General features: G+C 40.0%; 25 protein-coding genes and 1 tRNA gene. All 26 read left to right on the forward strand.

The annotated features are described in order from the left end of the window. The first annotated feature begins 2 nt into the window (after positions 1-2). The 26 genes from rplE (at position 3) to rpoB (ending at position 19,738) form a co-directional block, all read left to right on the forward strand. Positions 3-542 carry a 50S ribosomal protein L5 gene (gene rplE, locus ACGTJS_RS05715; RefSeq protein ID WP_410473089.1) on the forward strand — a complete coding sequence of 180 codons (540 nt, stop codon included), beginning with the start codon at positions 3-5 and terminating at the stop codon, positions 540-542. A gap of 18 nt (positions 543-560) precedes the next feature. Continuing rightward, positions 561-866 (forward strand): 30S ribosomal protein S14, encoded by a 306-nt coding sequence (gene rpsN, locus ACGTJS_RS05720; RefSeq protein WP_410473090.1) that lies wholly within the window; start codon positions 561-563, stop codon positions 864-866. Positions 867-877: 11 nt separating this feature from the next. Beyond that, a complete protein-coding gene (rpsH, locus tag ACGTJS_RS05725; RefSeq protein ID WP_410473091.1) occupies positions 878-1,276 on the forward strand; it encodes a 30S ribosomal protein S8 in 399 nt (132 codons plus the stop codon). A 75-nt stretch (positions 1,277-1,351) separates the two neighbouring features. Beyond that, positions 1,352-1,885, forward strand: a complete 534-nt coding sequence (gene rplF / locus ACGTJS_RS05730) for a 50S ribosomal protein L6 (protein WP_410473092.1) — start codon at positions 1,352-1,354, stop codon at positions 1,883-1,885. An 11-nt stretch (positions 1,886-1,896) separates the two neighbouring features. Beyond that, positions 1,897-2,247 (forward strand): 50S ribosomal protein L18, encoded by a 351-nt coding sequence (rplR, locus tag ACGTJS_RS05735; protein WP_410473093.1) that lies wholly within the window; start codon positions 1,897-1,899, stop codon positions 2,245-2,247. Positions 2,248-2,249: 2 nt separating this feature from the next. Then, positions 2,250-2,747 (forward strand): 30S ribosomal protein S5, encoded by a 498-nt coding sequence (gene rpsE / locus ACGTJS_RS05740; protein ID WP_315042043.1) that lies wholly within the window; start codon positions 2,250-2,252, stop codon positions 2,745-2,747. A gap of 18 nt (positions 2,748-2,765) precedes the next feature. Next, the gene (rpmD, locus tag ACGTJS_RS05745; RefSeq protein ID WP_315042045.1) at positions 2,766-2,945 is read left to right on the forward strand and encodes a 50S ribosomal protein L30; all 180 of its coding nucleotides are present in this window, start codon (positions 2,766-2,768) and stop codon (positions 2,943-2,945) included. After that, on the forward strand, positions 2,945-3,385 hold the full coding sequence (gene rplO, locus ACGTJS_RS05750; RefSeq protein WP_315042046.1) for a 50S ribosomal protein L15: 441 nt from the start codon (positions 2,945-2,947) through the stop codon (positions 3,383-3,385). The genes rpmD and rplO overlap by 1 nt, the downstream gene beginning before the upstream one ends. Positions 3,386-3,391: 6 nt before the next feature. Next, complete coding sequence (gene secY, locus ACGTJS_RS05755) at positions 3,392-4,708, forward strand: preprotein translocase subunit SecY (protein ID WP_315042048.1); 1,317 nt, start codon at positions 3,392-3,394, stop codon at positions 4,706-4,708. Positions 4,709-4,736: 28 nt separating this feature from the next. After that, positions 4,737-4,853 carry a 50S ribosomal protein L36 gene (rpmJ, locus tag ACGTJS_RS05760; protein WP_009767238.1) on the forward strand — a complete coding sequence of 39 codons (117 nt, stop codon included), beginning with the start codon at positions 4,737-4,739 and terminating at the stop codon, positions 4,851-4,853. Positions 4,854-4,995: 142 nt separating this feature from the next. Then, on the forward strand, positions 4,996-5,352 hold the full coding sequence (gene rpsM / locus ACGTJS_RS05765; protein ID WP_410473094.1) for a 30S ribosomal protein S13: 357 nt from the start codon (positions 4,996-4,998) through the stop codon (positions 5,350-5,352). Positions 5,353-5,372: 20 nt separating this feature from the next. Next, a complete protein-coding gene (gene rpsK, locus ACGTJS_RS05770; protein ID WP_410473095.1) occupies positions 5,373-5,762 on the forward strand; it encodes a 30S ribosomal protein S11 in 390 nt (129 codons plus the stop codon). A gap of 10 nt (positions 5,763-5,772) precedes the next feature. Beyond that, the gene (gene rpsD / locus ACGTJS_RS05775) at positions 5,773-6,414 is read left to right on the forward strand and encodes a 30S ribosomal protein S4 (protein WP_410473096.1); all 642 of its coding nucleotides are present in this window, start codon (positions 5,773-5,775) and stop codon (positions 6,412-6,414) included. 33 nt (positions 6,415-6,447) lie between these two features. Beyond that, positions 6,448-7,455, forward strand: coding sequence for a DNA-directed RNA polymerase subunit alpha (locus ACGTJS_RS05780; RefSeq protein ID WP_315042061.1), 1,008 nt, complete (start codon positions 6,448-6,450; stop codon positions 7,453-7,455). A gap of 18 nt (positions 7,456-7,473) precedes the next feature. After that, positions 7,474-7,833 (forward strand): 50S ribosomal protein L17, encoded by a 360-nt coding sequence (rplQ, locus tag ACGTJS_RS05785; protein WP_315042063.1) that lies wholly within the window; start codon positions 7,474-7,476, stop codon positions 7,831-7,833. A 173-nt stretch (positions 7,834-8,006) separates the two neighbouring features. Continuing rightward, on the forward strand, positions 8,007-8,573 hold the full coding sequence (locus ACGTJS_RS05790; protein ID WP_410473097.1) for a DUF4126 domain-containing protein: 567 nt from the start codon (positions 8,007-8,009) through the stop codon (positions 8,571-8,573). Positions 8,574-8,764: 191 nt separating this feature from the next. Next, positions 8,765-10,051 carry a bifunctional tetrahydrofolate synthase/dihydrofolate synthase gene (folC, locus tag ACGTJS_RS05795; protein ID WP_410473098.1) on the forward strand — a complete coding sequence of 429 codons (1,287 nt, stop codon included), beginning with the start codon at positions 8,765-8,767 and terminating at the stop codon, positions 10,049-10,051. A gap of 113 nt (positions 10,052-10,164) precedes the next feature. After that, the gene (locus tag ACGTJS_RS05800; protein WP_410473099.1) at positions 10,165-11,421 is read left to right on the forward strand and encodes a LysM peptidoglycan-binding domain-containing protein; all 1,257 of its coding nucleotides are present in this window, start codon (positions 10,165-10,167) and stop codon (positions 11,419-11,421) included. A 77-nt stretch (positions 11,422-11,498) separates the two neighbouring features. Next, positions 11,499-11,574 (forward strand) — tRNA-Trp (locus tag ACGTJS_RS05805). A gap of 65 nt (positions 11,575-11,639) precedes the next feature. After that, on the forward strand, positions 11,640-12,104 hold the full coding sequence (gene secE / locus ACGTJS_RS05810) for a preprotein translocase subunit SecE (RefSeq protein WP_410473100.1): 465 nt from the start codon (positions 11,640-11,642) through the stop codon (positions 12,102-12,104). 104 nt (positions 12,105-12,208) lie between these two features. Beyond that, positions 12,209-12,742: a transcription termination/antitermination protein NusG gene (gene nusG, locus ACGTJS_RS05815; RefSeq protein WP_315042074.1), complete on the forward strand. Its 534-nt coding sequence runs from the start codon at positions 12,209-12,211 to the stop codon at positions 12,740-12,742. 160 nt (positions 12,743-12,902) lie between these two features. After that, positions 12,903-13,334 carry a 50S ribosomal protein L11 gene (gene rplK / locus ACGTJS_RS05820; protein ID WP_410473101.1) on the forward strand — a complete coding sequence of 144 codons (432 nt, stop codon included), beginning with the start codon at positions 12,903-12,905 and terminating at the stop codon, positions 13,332-13,334. After that, complete coding sequence (rplA, locus tag ACGTJS_RS05825; RefSeq protein WP_410473102.1) at positions 13,334-14,032, forward strand: 50S ribosomal protein L1; 699 nt, start codon at positions 13,334-13,336, stop codon at positions 14,030-14,032. The genes rplK and rplA overlap by 1 nt, the downstream gene beginning before the upstream one ends. A 253-nt stretch (positions 14,033-14,285) precedes the next feature. Further along, positions 14,286-14,789 (forward strand): 50S ribosomal protein L10, encoded by a 504-nt coding sequence (gene rplJ, locus ACGTJS_RS05830; RefSeq protein WP_315042080.1) that lies wholly within the window; start codon positions 14,286-14,288, stop codon positions 14,787-14,789. Positions 14,790-14,852: 63 nt separating this feature from the next. Continuing rightward, positions 14,853-15,224, forward strand: a complete 372-nt coding sequence (gene rplL, locus ACGTJS_RS05835; RefSeq protein WP_315042082.1) for a 50S ribosomal protein L7/L12 — start codon at positions 14,853-14,855, stop codon at positions 15,222-15,224. 395 nt (positions 15,225-15,619) lie between these two features. Further along, positions 15,620-19,738: a DNA-directed RNA polymerase subunit beta gene (gene rpoB, locus ACGTJS_RS05840; RefSeq protein WP_410473103.1), complete on the forward strand. Its 4,119-nt coding sequence runs from the start codon at positions 15,620-15,622 to the stop codon at positions 19,736-19,738. The last annotated feature ends 69 nt before the right edge of the window (positions 19,739-19,807 follow it).

Here is a 19,807-nt window from a genome sequence, read left to right on the forward strand (position 1 = left end):
TAATGGCAAGACTTAAAACACAATATAACGAAGAGCTTAAGCAAAAGTTGCAACAAGAGCTTGGCTTAACTAACGTTATGGAAATCCCAAAAATCACCAAAATCACTTTAAACATGGGTGTTGGTGCAGCAGCTCAAGACAAAAAAGTACTTGAAGGTGCATTGGCTGATATGACTGCAATCGCAGGTCAAAAACCAGTCGTAACTAAAGCTCGCAAATCAGTTGCAGGCTTTAAAATTCGTGAAGAATGGCCAATCGGTTGTAAAGTTACACTTCGTGGCGAACAAATGTACGAATTCTTAGACCGTCTTATTGCAATTGCAATTCCACGTATTCGTGACTTCCGTGGTTTTTCAGACAAAGCATTTGACGGACGTGGTAACTATTCACTAGGTATCAAAGAACAAATCGTTTTCCCAGAAGTTGATTTTGATAAAATTGACCGTCTTCGTGGTTTAGATATCACCATTACCACTACTGCAAAAACTGATGAACAAGGTCGTGCGTTGCTTAAAGCATTCGGCTTTCCGTTTAAAGGCTAATAGCAAGGATTAAGGCAAATGGCAAAGAAAAGTATGATTAATCGCGAATTAAAACGCGAAGCGACCGTTGCTAAATATGCTGAAAAGCGTGCTAAGCTTAAAGCAATTATTAGCGACATTAATGCAACTGATGAAGAAAAACTAGATGCAATGCTTGCTCTACAAGCATTACCTCGTAATGCTTCGCCAGTTCGTTTACGTAACCGTTGTGCATTGACAGGTCGTCCACATGGTTATTTCCGCAAATTTGGTCTTTCACGTAACATGATTCGTGAAAAAGTAATGCAAGGTGATGTACCTGGCGTTCGCAAAGCAAGTTGGTAAGGGGATAAACTATGAGTATGCAAGATACCGTTGCTGATATGCTGACCCGTATCCGTAATGCACAAATGGCTGAAAAAGCGTCTGTAACGATGCCTAGTTCTAACCTACGTAAATCTATTGCAGATTTATTGGTAAGTGAAGGCTATGTTGCTTCAGCAAGTATTGAAGAAGTAGCAAAAGGCAAGTCAGAGCTAAGCATTGAATTAAAATATTTTGAAGGCAAACCTGTAATTGAAACAATTAAACGTTACAGTCGTCCAGGTTTGCGTCAATATCGTGGTAAAGATGAGTTGCCTAGTATCAAACAAGGTTTGGGTATCGCTATTATTTCTACGAATAAAGGTATTATGAGTGACCGTGAAGCTCGTAAACAAGGATTAGGCGGCGAAGTTATTGCATTCGTTGCATAATCCAATTTTTACACGAACAGGCAACATTTTGTGTGTCTGTTCATTTTTTTATTAACTTTTATAGGAATTACCCGTATGTCTCGTGTGGCTAAAGCCCCTGTAACACTGCCAAATGGTACAAGTGTTGCGTTGAACGGTCAGCAGGTTGAAGTTAAAGGTAAAAATGGTTCATTATCTTTACGCCTGCATGATTTGGTCGAGCTAAAACAAGAAGAAAACGTTGTGACTGTTTCTCCTGTTAAAGAAAGCAAAGAAGCGTGGATGCACACTGGTACAACCCGTGCATTACTAAACAACATGGTGAAAGGTGTGTCTGAAGGTTTTGAACGCCGTTTACAATTGATTGGTGTTGGTTACAAAGCTGCTGTTGCTGGTAACAAAGTAAACTTGAACTTAGGTTATTCACACCCAATTGAATATGTGTTGCCGGAAGGTGTAACTGCTGAAACACCAACAGCGACTGAAATTGTGTTAAAATCTAACGATAAACAAAAGCTTGGTCAAGCAGCCGCTAATATTCGTGGTTATCGCCCACCTGAGCCTTATAAAGGCAAAGGCGTTCGTTATAGCGATGAGTATGTCGCTCGTAAAGAAGCTAAGAAAAAATAAGGTGAAATGATATGTTTGATAAAAAAGCTGCTCGCCTTCGCCGAGCTAAAAAAACTCGTGCACATATCCGTGGTTTAGGTGTAAATCGCTTATCTGTAAACCGTACAAATGCGCATATTTATGCACAAATTATTTCACCAACGGGTGGTGAGATTTTGGCACAAGCCTCTACTTTAGATGCAACATTACGCTCTGGTCAAACCAGTAACATTGAAGCTGCAACTGCGGTAGGTAAATTGATTGCTGAGCGTGCAAAAGCTGCTGGTATTAGCAAAGTTGCTTTTGACCGTAGTGGTTTTAAATATCATGGTCGTGTTAAAGCATTGGCTGACGCAGCCCGTGAAAATGGATTGGAGTTCTAATCATGGCAAAAGTTGAACAAACAGATGGTTTAGTAGAACGCTTGGTAGCCGTTGATCGTGTTGCAAAAGTGGTTAAAGGTGGTCGTATCTTTTCTTTCACAGCATTGACTGTTGTGGGTGATGGTAATGGTCGTGTTGGTTTTGGGCGTGGTAAAGCACGTGAAGTACCGGCTGCAATTTCTAAAGCACTAGAAGCAGCAAAACGTAATATGATTACAGTTGAATTAGATGGTACGACTTTACAACACCCAATCAACGCCCGTCATGGTGCAAGCCGTGTATATATGCAGCCTGCTTCTGAAGGTACAGGAGTTATTGCTGGTGGTGCGATGCGTGCAGTTTTAGAGGTTGCTGGCGTTGAAAACGTTTTGGCAAAATGCTATGGTTCAACCAATGCTGCAAACGTTGTACGTGCAACATTTAATGGTCTTAAAGAAATGTCTTCTCCAGAAAAAATGGCTGCAAAACGTGGCAAATCTGTTAAAGAAATTTTGGGCTAAGAGATAAGGTGAGTTATCATGAAAAAAATGAAAGTTACTCAAACAAAATCGAGTTCTCATCGCCTTGAAAGCCATAAGGCTTGTTTGAAAGGTTTAGGGTTACGTCGTATTGGACATACTGTAGAAGTTGAAGACACCCCTTCTACCCGTGGTATGGTTAACCGTGTTAACTATATGGTTAAAGTGGAGGAAGCATAATGGGACTTCGTTTAAACGAATTATCACCTGCTGAAGGTTCTAAAAAATCAAAATTACGCCGTGGTCGTGGTATTGGTTCTGGTATTGGTAAAACTGGTGGACGTGGTATCAAAGGTCAAACTTCACGTTCAGGCTCAGGTATTCGCTCAGGTTTTGAAGGTGGTCAAATGCCTTTGTACCGTCGTTTACCAAAATTTGGTTTTACTAGTAAATTGGCGATGGTAACTGCTGAAGTGCGTTTATCTGAGCTAAACCAAGTTGAAGGTGATGTTGTTAGCCTAGAAACTTTGAAAGGTGCGAATATTATTCGTCATGATATGCAACGTGTACGTATCATCCTGTCAGGTGACGTGACAAAAGCATATACTTTTAAAGGTGTTAAAGTTACAAAGGGTGCTAAAGCCGCTATTGAAGCTGCTGGTGGTACTATAGAGGAGTAATCCTACATGACAAAGCATTCAGCCTCAATGAACCCACTAAGCTTTATTCGTAAATATGATGAGTTGTTTAATCGCTTGTTGTTTTTGCTGGGTGCTTTAGTCGTCTATAGATTTGGTTCTCATGTGCCGATTCCGGGTATGGACCCAGATAGTCTGGCAAATTTCTTTCGTACCAATGAAAATACCATTTTGGGACTTTTTAATATGTTCTCAGGTGGTGCGTTGGAACGAATGTCAGTAATGGCATTGGGTATTATGCCATATATTTCTGCCTCGATTATTGTGCAAATGATGTCGGCTGTGATTCCTTCTTTAGAAGCGTTAAAAAAAGAAGGGCAAGCAGGACAACGCCAAATTAATAAATATACAAGACAACTAACACTGTTGCTTGCTTTCGTGCAGGCTGTCGGCATGTGTACAGGATTAATCAGCCAAAATTTAACCCTTTCAACAGGACTAACATTTTATGTGCCAGCTGTAACTTCTTTGGTTGCAGGTTCAATGTTTTTGATGTGGCTTGGTGAGCAAATCACAGAACGAGGTATTGGTAATGGTATTTCAATGTTAATTTTGGCAGGTATTGTTGCAACTTTTCCAACCGTGATTACACAATCTATAACCTCTGTTCAACAAGGGCAGATGAATATGATTGCGTTGTTTGTTTTTGCCATTTTGGCATTGGTGGTTGTGGCTGGGATTGTATTTATTGAAAGAGCACAACGCCGTATTCCTGTAAATTATGCACAAAAACCGATGACTGATGGGCGTAAAATCTACGCGCAACAACAATCACATTTACCATTAAAAATTAACATGGCAGGTGTGATTCCAGCAATTTTTGCAAGCTCATTATTGTTGTTTCCAGCAAGCTTAGGGCAGTGGGTTGGGCATTCTGCCAATCCAAATATGTTCCAAACTTTTTTGCAAAATATGGCATTGGTTTTGTCACCTGGGCAACCATTATATTTGGTAATTTTTGCTGCTTTAATCATATTCTTCTGTTATTTTTATACGGCGTTGGTATTTAGCCCAAAAGAAGTTGCAGAAAATTTGAAAAAAAGTGGTGCATATATTCCTGGTATTAGACCAGGACAGCAGACTCAGCGTTATTTAGACCATGTGTTGAATCGCTTGACCTTTATTGGTGCTGTTTATATGACAGTGATTTGTTTGATGCCAATGATTTTACAATCAGCATTTGGCATACCATTCCAGTTAGGTGGCACATCGGTTTTGATTAGTGTTGTTGTAATTATGGACTTTATTGCTCAAATTAAAGCACATTTGATGACCAATCAATATCATGACTATTCGTTGTTATAATGCAACGGATTTATTTTAGGAGTTTAAAATGAAAGTACAAGCATCTGTAAAAAAAATTTGTGGTAGCTGTAAAATCGTACGCCGTAAAGGTGTTGTTCACGTAATTTGCAGTTCAGAGCCACGTCATAAACAACGTCAAGGCTAAAATAGTGCTTGCAAAAAGTTAGCGGATAATGTATTATCCGCTACTTGTCGTAATTTTAAAATTTGCAGATAACCATTTTTTAAAATTACAGATAATTGTTAGATGAAATTTTCATCTTATCTTTGAAATTGGAGAAATGTCAATGGACCGTATTGCCGGTGTAAACATTCCGGACAACAAACACGCTGTCATTTCACTAACTTACATTTTTGGTATTGGTCGTACCACTGCTGCAAAAATCTTAGAAGCAGTCAATATCGCACCAACCACTAAAATTGGTCAGTTAGATGATGTACAGTTAGATGCTGTTCGTTCAGAAGTTGCAAACTACACGACTGAAGGTGACTTACGTCGTGAAATCTCGATGAATATCAAACGTTTAGTAGACTTAGGTTGCTATCGTGGATTGCGTCATCGTCGTGGTTTGCCAGTTAATGGTCAACGTACCAAAACAAATGCGCGTACCCGCAAAGGTCCACGCAAAGCAGTTAAAAAATAATCAACTTAGGAAGCTAAAAGATGGCAAAAGACACTCGTAGTCGCAAAAAAGTAACACGCCGCTCAGTTTCTGAGGGCGTAGCACATATCCATGCGTCTTTTAATAATACCATTGTAACCATTACTGACCGTCAAGGTAATGCTTTGGCTTGGACCACCGCTGGTGGACAAGGCTTCCGTGGTTCACGTAAATCAACACCATTTGCTGCACAGGTTGCGGCTGAAGTCGCTGGTAAAGCTGCTCAAGAATATGGTGTAAAAAATGTTGATGTCTTGGTTAAAGGTCCAGGACCTGGTCGTGAGTCTGCGGTAAGAGCATTAGGTGCATTGGGTTATAAAATTAACAGCATTAGCGATGTAACCCCGATTCCTCATAACGGAACTCGTCCACCGAAAAAACGTCGCGTATAAGGAGACTTTCATGACCCGTTATCTAGGTCCTAAATTAAAATTATCACGTCGTGAAGGCACTGATTTACAATTAAAATCTGGTGTAAAAGCGTATGAAGAAAAAACCAAAAAAGCAGGTCGTGCACCTGGACAACATGGTAACCCTCGTAGCAAAACTTCCGAATACTCAGCACAGTTACGTGAAAAACAAAAAGTAAAACGTATTTATGGTGTTTTAGAGCGTCAATTCTCTAACTACTATAAAGAAGCTGCTCGTATGCGTGGTGCTACAGGTGAAAACTTGTTGCAAATGTTAGAACGTCGTTTAGACAATGTTGTATACCGTATGGGTTTTGGTGCAACACGTGCTGAAGCACGTCAATTGGTCAGCCACCGTGCTATTTTGGTTAAAAAAGCTGGTCGTGACGAATTTGTTCGTGTGAATATTCCATCAATTCAATTACAAGATGGTGATATGATTGCTGTTCACGAAAAAGCGAAAGAGCAATTACGTATTAAAAACGCAATTGAGTTAGCGGGACAACGTGGTACACCAGCTTGGTTAGAAGTAGACCACAGTAAACTACAAGGTACTTTTAAACAAGCACCTGACCGTTCTGAATTGCCAGCAGAAATCAATGAAAACTTAATTGTTGAATTGTATTCTAAATAATTAATTTATACTAACTAAAAGTCGAGGTGACATATGATGCTAAATGCTACTGAGTTTCTAACACCGAAGGCCATTCATGTGGATACGGTCAATGAAACACAAGCCAAAGTCACGCTCGAACCGTTAGAACGTGGCTTTGGGCATACCTTAGGTAATGCTCTTCGCCGTATTCTTTTATCTTCATTGCCTGGTGCGGCAGTTGTTGAAGCTGAGATTGAAGGTGTTGACCATGAGTATTCAACACTAGAAGGTTTGCAAGAAGATGTGTTAGACTTGTTACTAAACCTAAAAGGCTTGGCAATTCAACTACACGACCAAAATGAAGTATTCCTAACACTGGATAAACAAGGTCCAGGTGAAGTATTGGCATCTGACATTGAGCTACCGCACAATGTTGAGATTATCAATCCTAACTTGGTTTTGGGTACATTAAGTGAGCGTGGGCATTTAAAAATGCGTCTTCATGTTGCTATGGGACGTGGTTATGAGCCAGCGAATACTCGTAAAGAATCAAGTGATAGCAAAGCCATCGGACGTTTAAAACTAGATGCAAGCTATAGCCCAGTTGTGCGTGTGGCTTATCAAGTTGAAAATGCTCGTGTTGAACAACGTACTGACCTTGACCGTTTGGTGATTGAGCTTGAAACTAATGGTACGATTGACCCTGAAGAGGCGATTCGTAAAGCAGCGACTATCTTGCAACAACAAATCGCTGTGTTCGTTGATTTAGAAGCAGAACAAACACCAGAGCCTGTGAAAGAAAAAGAAGAAGTTGACCCTGTGCTTTTACGTCCAGTGGATGACTTGGAATTAACGGTTCGCTCAGCAAATTGCTTAAAAGCGGAAAACATTTATTATATTGGCGATTTGGTACAACGCACCGAAACTGAGTTGTTAAAAACCCCAAATCTTGGTAAGAAATCATTAACAGAAATTAAAGATGTCTTGGCTTCTAAGGATTTAGAGCTGGGTATGCGTCTTGATAATTGGCCACCTGCTGATTTGCGTGTTGATGACCGTTTTTCTTATCGTAGCCGTTAAACTTGAAGGAAATTGACCATGCGACATCGTAACAGTGGAGTAAAGCTGGGTCGTACCAGTAGCCATCGTAAGGCTATGTTCCAAAATATGACGAACTCACTATTTGAACATGAACTTATTAAAACCACATTACCAAAAGCTAAAGAATTACGCCGTGTGGCTGAGCCACTTATCACTTTAGCAAAAGAAGATTCAGTTGCAAACCGCCGTTTAGCGTTTAGTCGCTTACGTAGTAAAGCATCTGTTGGTAAATTATTCACCGTTTTAGGACCACGCTACAAAGCTCGTCCAGGTGGTTATTTACGTATCATCAAATGTGGCTATCGTGATGGCGATGCAGCACCGATGGCTTATGTAGAATTGGTTGACCGTGACTAATTTGAATTGAGCTTTCAAAAAACCCCATAAGCCAAACGTTTGTGGGGTTTTTATTTAGCCATTTTTTCATACAAAAGCAAATAAATATTTGTTAAAAAATTCGTAAAATTTTACTGCGTAATTTTGTGAATACAGATTCTAAATATTGCTTTAAAAATAAAAGAGAAATTGTCATGATGATGGAAATGGTTTTTAGTGTCTTGTTGGGTGTTGGCTTGGCGGCAAGCTCTGGTTTTCGGGTATTTGTGCCGTTATTTGCGTTAAGCTGTGCCTCATATTTTCATATCATTGAGCTCAATGCGGCTTGGGCTTGGGCAGGCTCTATCACAGCGTTAATCATTTTGGGCGTGGCAAGTATTGTGGAGTCGGTCAGCTATCTTGTGCCTGTGGTGGATAACTTGTTAGATACCATTGCCGTGCCATTGGCAGGGGTAGCAGGAACGCTGGTGATGGCTTCAACTTTGACCGACATGAGCCCTGCGATGACGTGGGCGTTGGCAATCGTGGCGGGCGGTGGTGCGGATGCTAGCATTAAAGGCTCGGTGGCTGCGACACGTGTGGTCTCCACCGCAACGACGGGCGGTTTGGCAAATCCTGCGGTATCTGTTGCCGAAACAGGTACGGCGATTGGGCTATCCGCTTTGTCAATTTTTGCACCGATTTTGGCAATGGTGGCATTATTTGTTGGTTTGATTTTCTTTATTTTTTTAATGACAAAATTAAAAAATCGTAAACACTAGGGCGTGTCCCTATTTGGATAATGCGTCTAAAAATTGACTAAATCGTCAGCAAAACAAGGCAAATTGTGCAGATAATATTGGAATATTAGCAAACAATTTAACGACGTTTTGCCAGATTTAGGCATTTTTAGAGCATTAAAATACTTTGTTTTAAATTAGGGAAACGTCCTAGATTTTGATTGGAATTTTTTATGCAAACACCTACGATAAATAGCTCGTTAAATGCTTGGCTAGATTATATGCACACCATTCACGTATCAGCGATTGATATGGGTTTGGAGCGAGTATTGCCTGTGTTTGACAAACTTGCGATTGATTACCAAAATACTTATATTTTTACGGTAGCAGGGACGAATGGCAAAGGCTCAACGACTGCCACGATTGCCAAAATCTGTGAGCAAGCAGGCTATAAAGTAGCTTTGTATCAATCACCGCATCTCATTGATTTTAATGAGCGTGTTAAAATTAACGGTGGAATGGTTGATGATAACACCTTGATTGAAGCTTTTGCCAAAGTGGAACAAGCTCGGCTAGATTGTGGTTTGACCTTGTCGTTTTTTGAAATGACAACGTTGGCAAGTTTTTGGATTTTTGGCAAACAACAATGTGATGTTTGGGTGCTTGAAGTAGGGCTTGGCGGGCGTTTAGATGTGGTTAATATCATTGACCCTGATGTCGCTGTGATTACCAATGTTGGCATTGACCATGTGGATTGGCTAGGCGATACCCGTGAAAAAATCGGCATGGAAAAAGCGGGTATTTTACGAAAGAATATTCCGCTAATTTATGGTGAAACGGATATGCCAAGTACGGTTTTGCCGTTGATTGAACAACACCAAGCCAAACTGTTACAATTTGGCACCGATTATTTTTATCAAGCAGGGCAGGGAAGTTGGCAATATAGCAACGCCAGCGTTACCCTTGATTTGCCGTTGCCATCGCTGTCTTTGCACAACACAGCGACTGCGATAACCGCAGTTTTGGCAAGTGATTTACCCATCACGCAGGAAAATATTGCACAAGCATTGCCAAACATTACGTTGGCAGGGCGATTTGACCAACGTATCATTCATGACCACCAATGGTTGTTTGATGTCGCACATAACGAACATGGCATACGCTTTTTATTGTCGCAATTTGTGCCTTTTTGGCAAAATTACCAACAAAAATTTCCTAGTGCCAAATTATATTTGATTTTTTCTATGTTGGCGGACAAAGATATAGACAATGTTTTGTTAAATTTGCAAACATTGCCAATTGAGAAAATCTTTTGCGGTGAAATTGACTTTTTTAGAGCCTTGCCAAAGGCAGAACTACAAACAAAACTCGCTAAATTTTTTGATAATTTTGTGGTAGTTGATAACCTTGAACAAGCAACCGAACAAGCCATTTTACAAAGTGAAAAACATGATTTGATGTTGGTTTGTGGTTCGTTTCACACGATTTCGGAAGTTTTACAAAGTAAAATTATGCAATAAAAAACGCACATTATCCGAAATTTAACAAAAAAATATTTATTATTTTAACGTTTTACGTTAATATACGATAAGCAAGATATCTATTGTAATTTTTAAATGACTTGGACTGTATCATGAAATTGAGAAATAAAGCCATATTGGGAGCGAGTGTTTTATTGGGCGGTAGCGTGCTATTGTACGCAACGGTCAACCAAGTCATTAATGATAAGCAACAAATTGCCAATGGTGAAACGACCGTGTTGCAAGCACCTGAAGACAGCTCAACGGAAGAACAACCATTGACGGCGGATATTCAAACAGAACAAAATATCTTAGCACAAAAGAAAAAAGAACGAGAAGCACGTGTACAAGCACAAGAACAAAACGCCCAACAATATCTGACAGAGCAACAACGCATTGATGCAGCAGCATTGGCAAAATCTCGTGCAGAAAATCAACTTTATGTTAAAGAAGATGAAATCGCACGCCCTGTGGTAACGCCACGACCGATGGATACAACGAAGCAAGTATCACAACAACCCACACAAATGCTTGACGTTAGCCCAACCGACGCAGAAAAAAAAACAACTGAAGAACCTACTTTTCACAGTGTAACACCAAAAACCCAACAAACATCTGCTAAAATTATTGATAATAACCAACAAGTTGCTGAACAACGTCAAAAAGCCCAAGATGATGAAAAACAGCGACTTTTGGTAAAACAACGTGAACAACAAAAAATCAAGCAACAAGCAGAAAAACAGCTTGAAAAACAAAAACGTGAACAAGCCCAAAAACAACAAGAAAAATCAAAACAAGAAAAAATTGAAAATAGCAAACGTCCAACGACCTATCAAGTACAGCGTGGTGAAGGTTTAATTCAACTCTCTCGCCGTTATAATGTACCTGTAGAAGCTTTGGCACAAATGAACAATTTGGATAAAAATAGCACGTTGAACGTAGGACAAAAAATCAATATTCCAAATGATGCCCAAATTAAACGCCTACAGCGTGAAGCGACCGAAAAAGAGCAAAAACGTCAACAAGAAGTGATTGCTAAACAAAAACAAGCCCAAGCCGAAGCACAACAAAAACAACAATACCAAACGGCACAACAAAAACTCAAAGAAGCACGCCAAACCGCCAAAAAAACCGATGCTAAAGGCACATTTGGAGTACAAGTCAGCTTAGCAACTGACCAGAAAAAAGCCGATGAAATCGTTAAACAACTCAAATCAGCAGGTTATTCTGCCAAAACTAGCCAAACCAGCCGTGGTGTACGAGTTGTTGTAGGTCCTGAAAAAGGCAAAGAAGCCGCCTTGGCACTCAAAGACAAAATCAACGCCGACCCAAAATTAAAAGCCAATGAAGCATGGGTTTTATACTGGTAAAAAAATCATCAAATTTTTAATAAAAAACACTTGCTTTTTATCAAAATATCTTTATAATACCAAATTCCAACGATTAAAGGCGATTAGTTCAATTGGTAGAGCGTCGGTCTCCAAAACCGAATGTTGGGGGTTCGAGTCCCTCATCGCCTGCCATTTATTCGTTTTGTTAAGATAATGTTTTATCTTAATGTGTCAAAAAAAGTCAAATAGGACAACCTATGAAAAAAATGCTAGAAAACAAACTAGCAGAGCTTGAGGGCAAAAGGGTGTCTGGCGAACCAACAATTATTCACAAAACTGCTGCGATTGAAGTTGCCAAAAGACATTCTGCAAAAGATATTGCATTATGGTTATTTGCTGTTGTTGCCTTAATTTTAGCAACTTTGGTAAACCAATATTTACCAGCTTATTGGCAACCTGCTAATAATATTTGGACACGCATTGGTGTTATTGGTGCTTTAATTATTTCTGCCTTAATTGCTTTGGCATTAACCAATCAAGGTAGTGCATTTAAAACCTTATTATTAGATTCTCGTATTGAGCTACGTCGTGTAACCTGGCCATCAAAAAATGAAACGGTTCAATATACATGGCAAGTCACAGTCGTTAGTTTGGTTTTAGCTTGTTTGGTTTGGATATTGGATTTAGTTTCATCTCAAATTATTCAACTCATCATTGGATAAAAACGACTATATTAAATAGTTAAAAAATGCAAAAGCCCACCTATGTGGGTTTTTATATATTGATTGTAAATAAGTTGATTACAAATAAAGATAGGAAGTGAGCAATGCGTTGGTATATCGTTCAAGCATTTTCTGGTTTTGAAAAACAAGTACAGCGTTCGTTGATTGAGCGTATCAATCGTAGCGAATATAAAGAATCATTTGGTCAGGTACTTGTGCCAACCGAAGAAGTGATTGAAATGCGTGATGGTAAAAAACGTAAAAGCGAACGCAAATTTTTTCCTGGTTACGTGTTGATTGAGATGGATATGAATGACAATACTTGGCACTTAGTCAAAGATTGTCCACGTGTGATGGGCTTTATTGGTGGTACACCTGAAAATCCTGCACCGATTACCCCAAAAGAAGCAGACACGATTTTAAACCGTTTGAACACAGGCGAAAATAAACCACGTCCAAAAACTTTGTTTGAACCGGGTGAAGAAGTACTAGTGATTGATGGGCCATTTACTGAGTTTAGAGGCTTGGTTGAAAAGGTGGATTACGAAAAATCACGTTTACAATTAACGGTCAACGTGTTCAACCGCCCAACGCCTGTAGAACTTGAGTTTAAACAAGTTGAAAAAGTTACAAATTAATGTTTTGTTATCATTTGATACAAAAATAATAAAACAAAGCTTTACCTTTTTTAAAAAATCATTATAATACGTATGTTTAAAAATACGTTTGTATTGATAAGAGTTTTATTTCACAGGGGAGCTTATTTTAAGCGTTATCACCCACCATTAGGAGTTTATCATGGCTAAAAAGATTGATGGTTACATCAAACTACAAGTGCCAGCTGGCAAAGCAAATCCATCTCCACCAATTGGTCCTGCGTTGGGTCAAAAAGGTGTGAACATCATGGCGTTCTGTAAAGAGTTTAACGCTGCAACTTCAAACATGGAGCCAGGTTTACCAGTTCCAGTTGAAATCACCGTTTATAATGATAAATCATTTACATTTATCATGAAATCACCACCTGCCGCTTTCTTGATTCGTAAAGCAGCTGGCGTTGCAAAAGGCTCTGGCGTACCAAACAAAAATAAAGTTGGTAAAGTAACACGTGCCCAGTTAGAAGAAATCGTAAAAACCAAACAAGCTGAATTAACCGCTGCTGAATTGGAAGCTGGTGTGCGTACTATCGCAGGTACAGCACGTTCAATGGGTATTGATGTGGAGGGTCTATAATGGCTAAATTAACAAAACGCCAAAAGGCAATCGCTGAAAAATTTGATGCGAACAAACAATACACCCTTGAAGAAGCGGTAGAAATCTTAAACAGCTTACCGCCTGCAAAGTTCAAAGAATCTGTTGATATCGCAGTAAACTTGGGTGTAGACCCACGTAAATCTGACCAAGTGGTTCGTGGTGCAACCAACTTACCAGCAGGTACAGGTAAAACTAAACGTGTTGCTGTGTTTGCACAAGGTGCAGCGGCTGATGCAGCCAAAGAAGCGGGTGCGGATATTGTCGGTTTTGAAGACCTGGCAGACAGCATCAAAGCAGGCAACATGGATTTTGATGTGGTAATCGCTTCTCCAGATGCTATGCGTATTGTAGGTCAATTGGGTACAATTTTAGTCCCACGTGGTTTAATGCCAAACCCTAAAGTGGGTACAGTAACACCAAACGTTGCTGAAGCCATTAAAAATACCAAGGCAGGTCAGGCACAATACCGTGTTGATAAAGCAGGTATTATCCATACCACGATTGGTCAAGTTGGCTTTACTGCTGAACAAATCCAACAAAATGCTAATGCATTGATTGCAGATTTGAAAAAAGCAAAACCTGCGACTTCAAAAGGTATTTATATCAAAAAAATCACGCTATCAACCACCATGGGCCCTGGTCTAACATTAGACCCAGTACCATTCCGTTTGGCGTAATTTTATCATTTTTAAAAAATTTAGTTCAGCACACGGGTTGTGCTGTCTAAGACCGTAGGTTCAAAATTATTTTTTTTAATTTTGTCTAATTGTGAAAACAGCCTACGCAGACGGAAAGATTGGTTTTTTTATTGTTTGCTATTTTACTATTAAAGTCAATCACCGTAATGAAGCGTAGTTAATTTTTTATAAAAAATTAACTATAAATTTAGGTTTATTAATGATTTATCATTAGTAATATGGAGACAACCCAATGGCATTAAATCTTCAAGATAAACAAGCGATTGTTGCTGAAGTAAGTGAATCTGCCAAAGTTGCCCTTTCTGCTGTTGTTGTTGATGCACGTGGTGTTACCGTTGGTAAAATGACCCAACTTCGTAAACAAGCCCGTGAAGCAGGTGTAGAAATGCGTATCGTGCGTAATACTTTGTTACGCCGTGCGTTAGAAGGCACTGACTATGCAGTTTTAAATGATATGTTTGTTGGTCCAACATTGATTGCATTTTCAAATGAACACCCAGGTGCAGCAGCACGTTTGTTCAAAGAGTTTGCAAAAACCAATGACAAATTTGAAATTAAAGGTGCGGCATTTGGTGGTGAGTTGATTTCGGCTAAAGACATTGACCGTTTAGCAACACTACCAACTTACGACGAAGCGATTGCACGTTTGATGGGTACAATGAAAGAAGCTGCAGCTGGCAAACTTGTACGTACTCTTGCGGCATTACGCGACAAAAAACAAGAAGAAGCTGCTTAATCTTTGTTTTAAACAAACAAGTAGCTTAATTTACACAAATTCACTTATTTTAGGAATATTATCATGGCATTAACTAACCAAGAAATCCTTGATGCAATCGCTGAAAAAAGCGTAATGGAAATTGTAGAACTTATCTCTGCAATGGAAGAAAAATTTGGCGTATCTGCTGCAGTTGCAGTAGCTGCTGCTCCAGCTGGTGGTGATGCACCTGCAGCTGAAGAAAAAGACGACTTCACTGTTGTATTGACTGGTGCTGGCGATAAGAAAGTTGGCGTTATTAAAGCTGTTCGTGAAATCACAGGCTTAGGTTTGAAAGAAGCAAAAGACCTAGTTGAAGGCGCTCCACAGCCAGTTAAAGAAGGCGTAAACAAAGCTGAAGCTGAAGAATTGAAGAAAAAATTAGAAGAAGCAGGTGCAACTGTAGAATTGAAATAATTCTAAAAGTTTATTTGCTTTTGACAGTTTTTTGTCAAAATAAAAAGCCATTATTGCACTTGCAATAGTGGCTTTTTTTGTGTATAATTGAGTACTTGACCTTTCGTGTCAGACGTGGCACACATACAAAGGACTCTTTTGTTTCATGCAAAAAAATAATCTTGTTAATCATTAGTTATTTTCGTTTAAGCTAAATGCCTTTATTGGTGTTTGGCTTTTGTCGTTTTTTGTGATTTTGAGATGATTTTTATTCCATTCTAATTATTTTACTATTTTTGGTAAGATAATTATTTTAATTTTGTTGTCATGATTTTTCATGATACTTAAAAAACTCCAATATCAGATAAGTTCTGGTTTGGGTAGGCATTAACGCTTTGAATGTTTAAGGACTTTTAATGGCATACTCGTATACTGAAAAAAAACGCATTCGTAAAAGTTTTGCTAAATTGCCCACTGTGATGGATGTGCCGTATTTATTGGCAATTCAGGTGGATTCTTATGAGCAATTTTTGCAAGAAAATAAAAAGCCAAAAGGTCGGGATAACATTGGTTTGCAGGCGGCTTTTAATTCAATTTTCCCGATTGAAAGCCATACTGGTAACGCTGAGTTACAGTTTGTTGAGTATTATTTAGGTACGCCTGAGTTTGATGTTCGTGAGTGTATTTTGCGTGGTTCAACCTATGCGGCACCCTTGCGTGTAAAAATCCGTTTGGTGATTAAAGATAAAGACGCTAAAGACAAAGAGTCTAAAGCGGCGATTAAAGATATTCGTGAGCAAAGCGTCTATATGGGCGAAATCCCATTGATGACAGAAAACGGTACGTTTGTGATTAACGGTACTGAGCGTGTGATTGTGTCGCAGTTGCACCGTTCACCAGGGGTGTTCTTTGACCATGACAAAGGCAAATCACATTCAAGTGGCAAGGTACTTTATAATGCGCGTATTATTCCTTATCGTGGTTCTTGGTTGGATTTTGAGTTTGATGCCAAAGATTTGGTGTTTGCTCGTATTGACCGTCGTCGTAAATTGTTGGCAACGGTGATTTTGCATGCCATTGGTATGACCAATCAAGAAATTCTTGATGCGTTTTATGAAAGTATCAATGTGTATAAAGGTGCAGAGCAGTTTGAGATTGACCTTGTTGCAGAGCGTTTGCGTGGTGAGATGGCACAGTTTGACATTGTTTCACCTGATGGCAAAGTGATTGTAGAACAAGGTAAACGTGTGAATGCACGTTCAATCCGTGAGATTGAAAAATCAGGTATGGCTCGTTTGCCTGTACCTGATGAGTACTTGTATGAACGTATTTTGGCAAAAGATATCGTGGTCGGTGAAGATGTGATTGCTCGTGCCAATCAAGTGCTTGACCATGAAACCTTGGTAAAAATCAGTGCCAATGGTGTGTCTGAGTTTAGTTTGTTATTTACCAATGACATTGACCACGGTTCATATATTGCTGATACGTTACGTGCGGATACAGCTTTGACACGTGAAGAAGCGTTAATTGAAATTTATAAAGTCATGCGTCCAGGTGAGCCACCAACGCTGGATACGGCTGAAAAATTGTTTGAATCGATGTTCTTTAGTGCTGACCGTTATGACTTGTCAAATGTAGGTCGTATGAAGTTTAACCGTCGTTTGGGACGCAGTTTTGAGCCAACCAATGACCCAGAATTACAACGTGAACGTGGCGTTTTGACCAATGATGATATCATTGATGTGGTTAAAATGTTGGTAGATATCCGTGATGGTCGTGGTGTGGTTGATGATATTGACCATTTGGGTAACCGCCGTGTACGTTCGGTCGGTGAAATGACAGAAAACCAATTCCGTGTTGGTTTGGTGCGTGTTGAACGTGCAGTCAAAGAGCGTTTAAGCTCGGCTGAATCGGACAATTTATCACCACAAGATTTGATTAATTCAAAACCTGTGGCGGCTGCGATTAAAGAATTTTTTGGTTCTTCACAATTATCACAGTTTATGGACCAAAATAACCCATTGTCAGAAATCACACATAAACGCCGTGTTTCTGCTTTAGGGCCAGGTGGTTTGACACGTGAACGTGCGGGCTTTGAGGTGCGAGACGTACACCAAACGCATTACGGTCGTGTGTGTCCAATTGAAACGCCAGAGGGTCCAAATATTGGTTTGATTAACTCGTTGGCAGTATTTGCAAAAACCAATGAGTATGGCTTTTTAGAAACCCCTTATCGTAAAGTGGTTGATGGTCAAGTCACTGACGAAATTGAATATTTATCAGCGATTGAAGAAGTTGGTACAGTGATTGCACAAGCGGATTCTCCTGTTGATGCACAAGGCAATTTATCAGAAGATTATGTGACGGTACGTAATTATGGCGAATTTGTGCGTATGCCAAAAGAAAAAGTGACGCATATGGACGTTTCACCACGTCAAGTTGTGTCGGTGGCGGCAAGTTTGATTCCATTCTTGGAGCATGACGATGCGAACCGTGCTTTGATGGGTTCAAACATGCAACGTCAAGCCGTGCCTACTTTGCGTTCTGATAAGCCACTTGTCGGTACGGGCATGGAGCGTCACGTGGCTCGTGACTCTGGCGTGTGTGTGATTGCCAAACGTGGCGGTACGATTATGGACGTGGACGCAAGCCGTATTGTGGTGAAAGTCAACGAAAATGAAATGACCGCAGGCGAAGCAGGTATTGATATTTATAACTTGATTAAATATACTCGCTCAAACCAAAATACTTGTATTAACCAACGTATCATCGTGAATTTGGGTGATGAAATCGCACGTGGCGATATCCTTGCCGATGGCCCTTCAACCGATTTGGGTGAACTGGCTCTTGGTCAAAATATGCGTGTGGCGTTTATGCCTTGGAATGGTTATAACTTTGAAGACTCGATTTTGTTATCAGAGCGTGTGGTTAAAGAAGACCGCTTTACCACCATTCACATTCAAGAATTAACCTGTGTGGCTCGTGATACCAAATTAGGTCAAGAAGAAATCACCGCCGATATTCCAAATGTGGGTGAAGCTGCATTAGCAAACCTTGACGAAGCAGGGATTGTTTATATCGGTGCGGAAGTTGAGACAGGCGATATTTTGGTCGGTAAAGTGACACCAAAAGGCGAAACCCAATTAACACCAGAAGAAAAACTTCTGCGTGCAATTTTTGGTGAAAAAGCTGCTGATGTGAAAGACACATCTTTGCGTGTACCATCATCTACCAAAGGTACGGTGATTGACGTGCAGGTATTTACTCGTGATGGTGTGGAAAAAGACAGTCGTGCCAAAGCGATTGAAAAAGCACAACTTGACAGCTACCGTAAAGATTTAAAAGAAGAGTTACGCATTTTTGAAGATGCGGCTCGTAGTCGTGTGATTGGCTTACTAAACGGTCAAGCGGTGAGTGGTGGGGCTGGTTTAAAATCAGGTACAGTTTTGACAACCGATAGCATGGCAGATATGTCGCTTGAAACTTTGCTTGACATTCAACCAATCCAAGAAGAAACCGCCGAGCGTTTGAGTCAAATTGCAGAGTTCTTAAAAGACAAACAAACTGAAATTGACGAAAAATTCACCGAGAAAAAACGCAAATTAACCGCAGGCGATGATTTGGCACATGGTGTCCAAAAAATCGTTAAAGTGTATCTAGCCGTTAAACGCCGTATCCAACCAGGGGATAAAATGGCAGGTCGTCACGGTAACAAAGGGGTTGTTTCTCGTATCATGCCTGTAGAAGATATGCCTTACGATGAAAACGGCAACCCTGTTGATGTGGTGCTAAACCCACTGGGTGTACCATCTCGTATGAACGTGGGACAGGTACTAGAAACGCACTTAGGCGGTGCGGCTCGTGGTTTGGGTATCAAAATTGACGAAATGCTAAAAGCACAACGTGCGGTCAATGATTTACGTGAATTTTTAGACAAAATTTATAATCAAATCGGTGGCGAAAAAGTAGATTTAGACAGCATGAGTGATGATGAAATCATTGCTATGTCAAAAAATCTGCGTGCAGGTGTACCGATGGGTACAGCCGTATTTGACGGTGCCAAAGAAACCCAAATCAAAAACTTGCTAGAGCTGGCTGGTATGTCTACTACAGGTCAGCAAGTCTTGTATGATGGTCGTACAGGTGAGCAATTTGACCGTCCTGTAACGGTCGGTTATATGTATATGTTAAAACTTAACCACTTGGTTGATGATAAAATGCATGCCCGTTCAACAGGTTCTTACTCACTTGTAACACAGCAACCATTGGGCGGTAAAGCCCAGTTTGGTGGTCAGCGTTTTGGTGAGATGGAAGTTTGGGCATTAGAAGCCTACGGTGCTGCTTACACACTACAAGAAATGCTAACGGTCAAATCGGACGATGTGGAAGGTCGTACACGTATGTACAAAAACATCGTGGATGGTGAGCAAAACATGGCACCGGGTATGCCTGAGTCATTTAATGTATTGACCAAAGAGATTAAATCTTTGGGTATTAACATTGAGTTAAAAGACCATAGTAAAATCAAAAACTAAGCAAAAAACTGCAATCATCAATGATGGTTGCAGTATTCGCGTGTTTTAACAAATTCGCTTTAAAAAATT

It is taken from the genome of Faucicola mancuniensis, from assembly GCF_046523945.1.
GTDB classification, from domain to species: domain Bacteria; phylum Pseudomonadota; class Gammaproteobacteria; order Pseudomonadales; family Moraxellaceae; genus Faucicola; species Faucicola mancuniensis.

Coding starts and splice junctions, on each gene's coding strand:
- rplE (WP_410473089.1), top strand. CDS start 3: ATGGCAAGACTTAAAACACAATATAACGAAGAGCTTAAGCAAAAGTTG.
- rpsN (WP_410473090.1), top strand. CDS start 561: ATGGCAAAGAAAAGTATGATTAATCGCGAATTAAAACGCGAAGCGACC.
- rpsH (WP_410473091.1), top strand. CDS start 878: ATGAGTATGCAAGATACCGTTGCTGATATGCTGACCCGTATCCGTAAT.
- rplF (WP_410473092.1), top strand. CDS start 1,352: ATGTCTCGTGTGGCTAAAGCCCCTGTAACACTGCCAAATGGTACAAGT.
- rplR (WP_410473093.1), top strand. CDS start 1,897: ATGTTTGATAAAAAAGCTGCTCGCCTTCGCCGAGCTAAAAAAACTCGT.
- rpsE (WP_315042043.1), top strand. CDS start 2,250: ATGGCAAAAGTTGAACAAACAGATGGTTTAGTAGAACGCTTGGTAGCC.
- rpmD (WP_315042045.1), top strand. CDS start 2,766: ATGAAAAAAATGAAAGTTACTCAAACAAAATCGAGTTCTCATCGCCTT.
- rplO (WP_315042046.1), top strand. CDS start 2,945: ATGGGACTTCGTTTAAACGAATTATCACCTGCTGAAGGTTCTAAAAAA.
- secY (WP_315042048.1), top strand. CDS start 3,392: ATGACAAAGCATTCAGCCTCAATGAACCCACTAAGCTTTATTCGTAAA.
- rpmJ (WP_009767238.1), top strand. CDS start 4,737: ATGAAAGTACAAGCATCTGTAAAAAAAATTTGTGGTAGCTGTAAAATC.
- rpsM (WP_410473094.1), top strand. CDS start 4,996: ATGGACCGTATTGCCGGTGTAAACATTCCGGACAACAAACACGCTGTC.
- rpsK (WP_410473095.1), top strand. CDS start 5,373: ATGGCAAAAGACACTCGTAGTCGCAAAAAAGTAACACGCCGCTCAGTT.
- rpsD (WP_410473096.1), top strand. CDS start 5,773: ATGACCCGTTATCTAGGTCCTAAATTAAAATTATCACGTCGTGAAGGC.
- ACGTJS_RS05780 (WP_315042061.1), top strand. CDS start 6,448: ATGATGCTAAATGCTACTGAGTTTCTAACACCGAAGGCCATTCATGTG.
- rplQ (WP_315042063.1), top strand. CDS start 7,474: ATGCGACATCGTAACAGTGGAGTAAAGCTGGGTCGTACCAGTAGCCAT.
- ACGTJS_RS05790 (WP_410473097.1), top strand. CDS start 8,007: ATGATGATGGAAATGGTTTTTAGTGTCTTGTTGGGTGTTGGCTTGGCG.
- folC (WP_410473098.1), top strand. CDS start 8,765: ATGCAAACACCTACGATAAATAGCTCGTTAAATGCTTGGCTAGATTAT.
- ACGTJS_RS05800 (WP_410473099.1), top strand. CDS start 10,165: ATGAAATTGAGAAATAAAGCCATATTGGGAGCGAGTGTTTTATTGGGC.
- secE (WP_410473100.1), top strand. CDS start 11,640: ATGAAAAAAATGCTAGAAAACAAACTAGCAGAGCTTGAGGGCAAAAGG.
- nusG (WP_315042074.1), top strand. CDS start 12,209: ATGCGTTGGTATATCGTTCAAGCATTTTCTGGTTTTGAAAAACAAGTA.
- rplK (WP_410473101.1), top strand. CDS start 12,903: ATGGCTAAAAAGATTGATGGTTACATCAAACTACAAGTGCCAGCTGGC.
- rplA (WP_410473102.1), top strand. CDS start 13,334: ATGGCTAAATTAACAAAACGCCAAAAGGCAATCGCTGAAAAATTTGAT.
- rplJ (WP_315042080.1), top strand. CDS start 14,286: ATGGCATTAAATCTTCAAGATAAACAAGCGATTGTTGCTGAAGTAAGT.
- rplL (WP_315042082.1), top strand. CDS start 14,853: ATGGCATTAACTAACCAAGAAATCCTTGATGCAATCGCTGAAAAAAGC.
- rpoB (WP_410473103.1), top strand. CDS start 15,620: ATGGCATACTCGTATACTGAAAAAAAACGCATTCGTAAAAGTTTTGCT.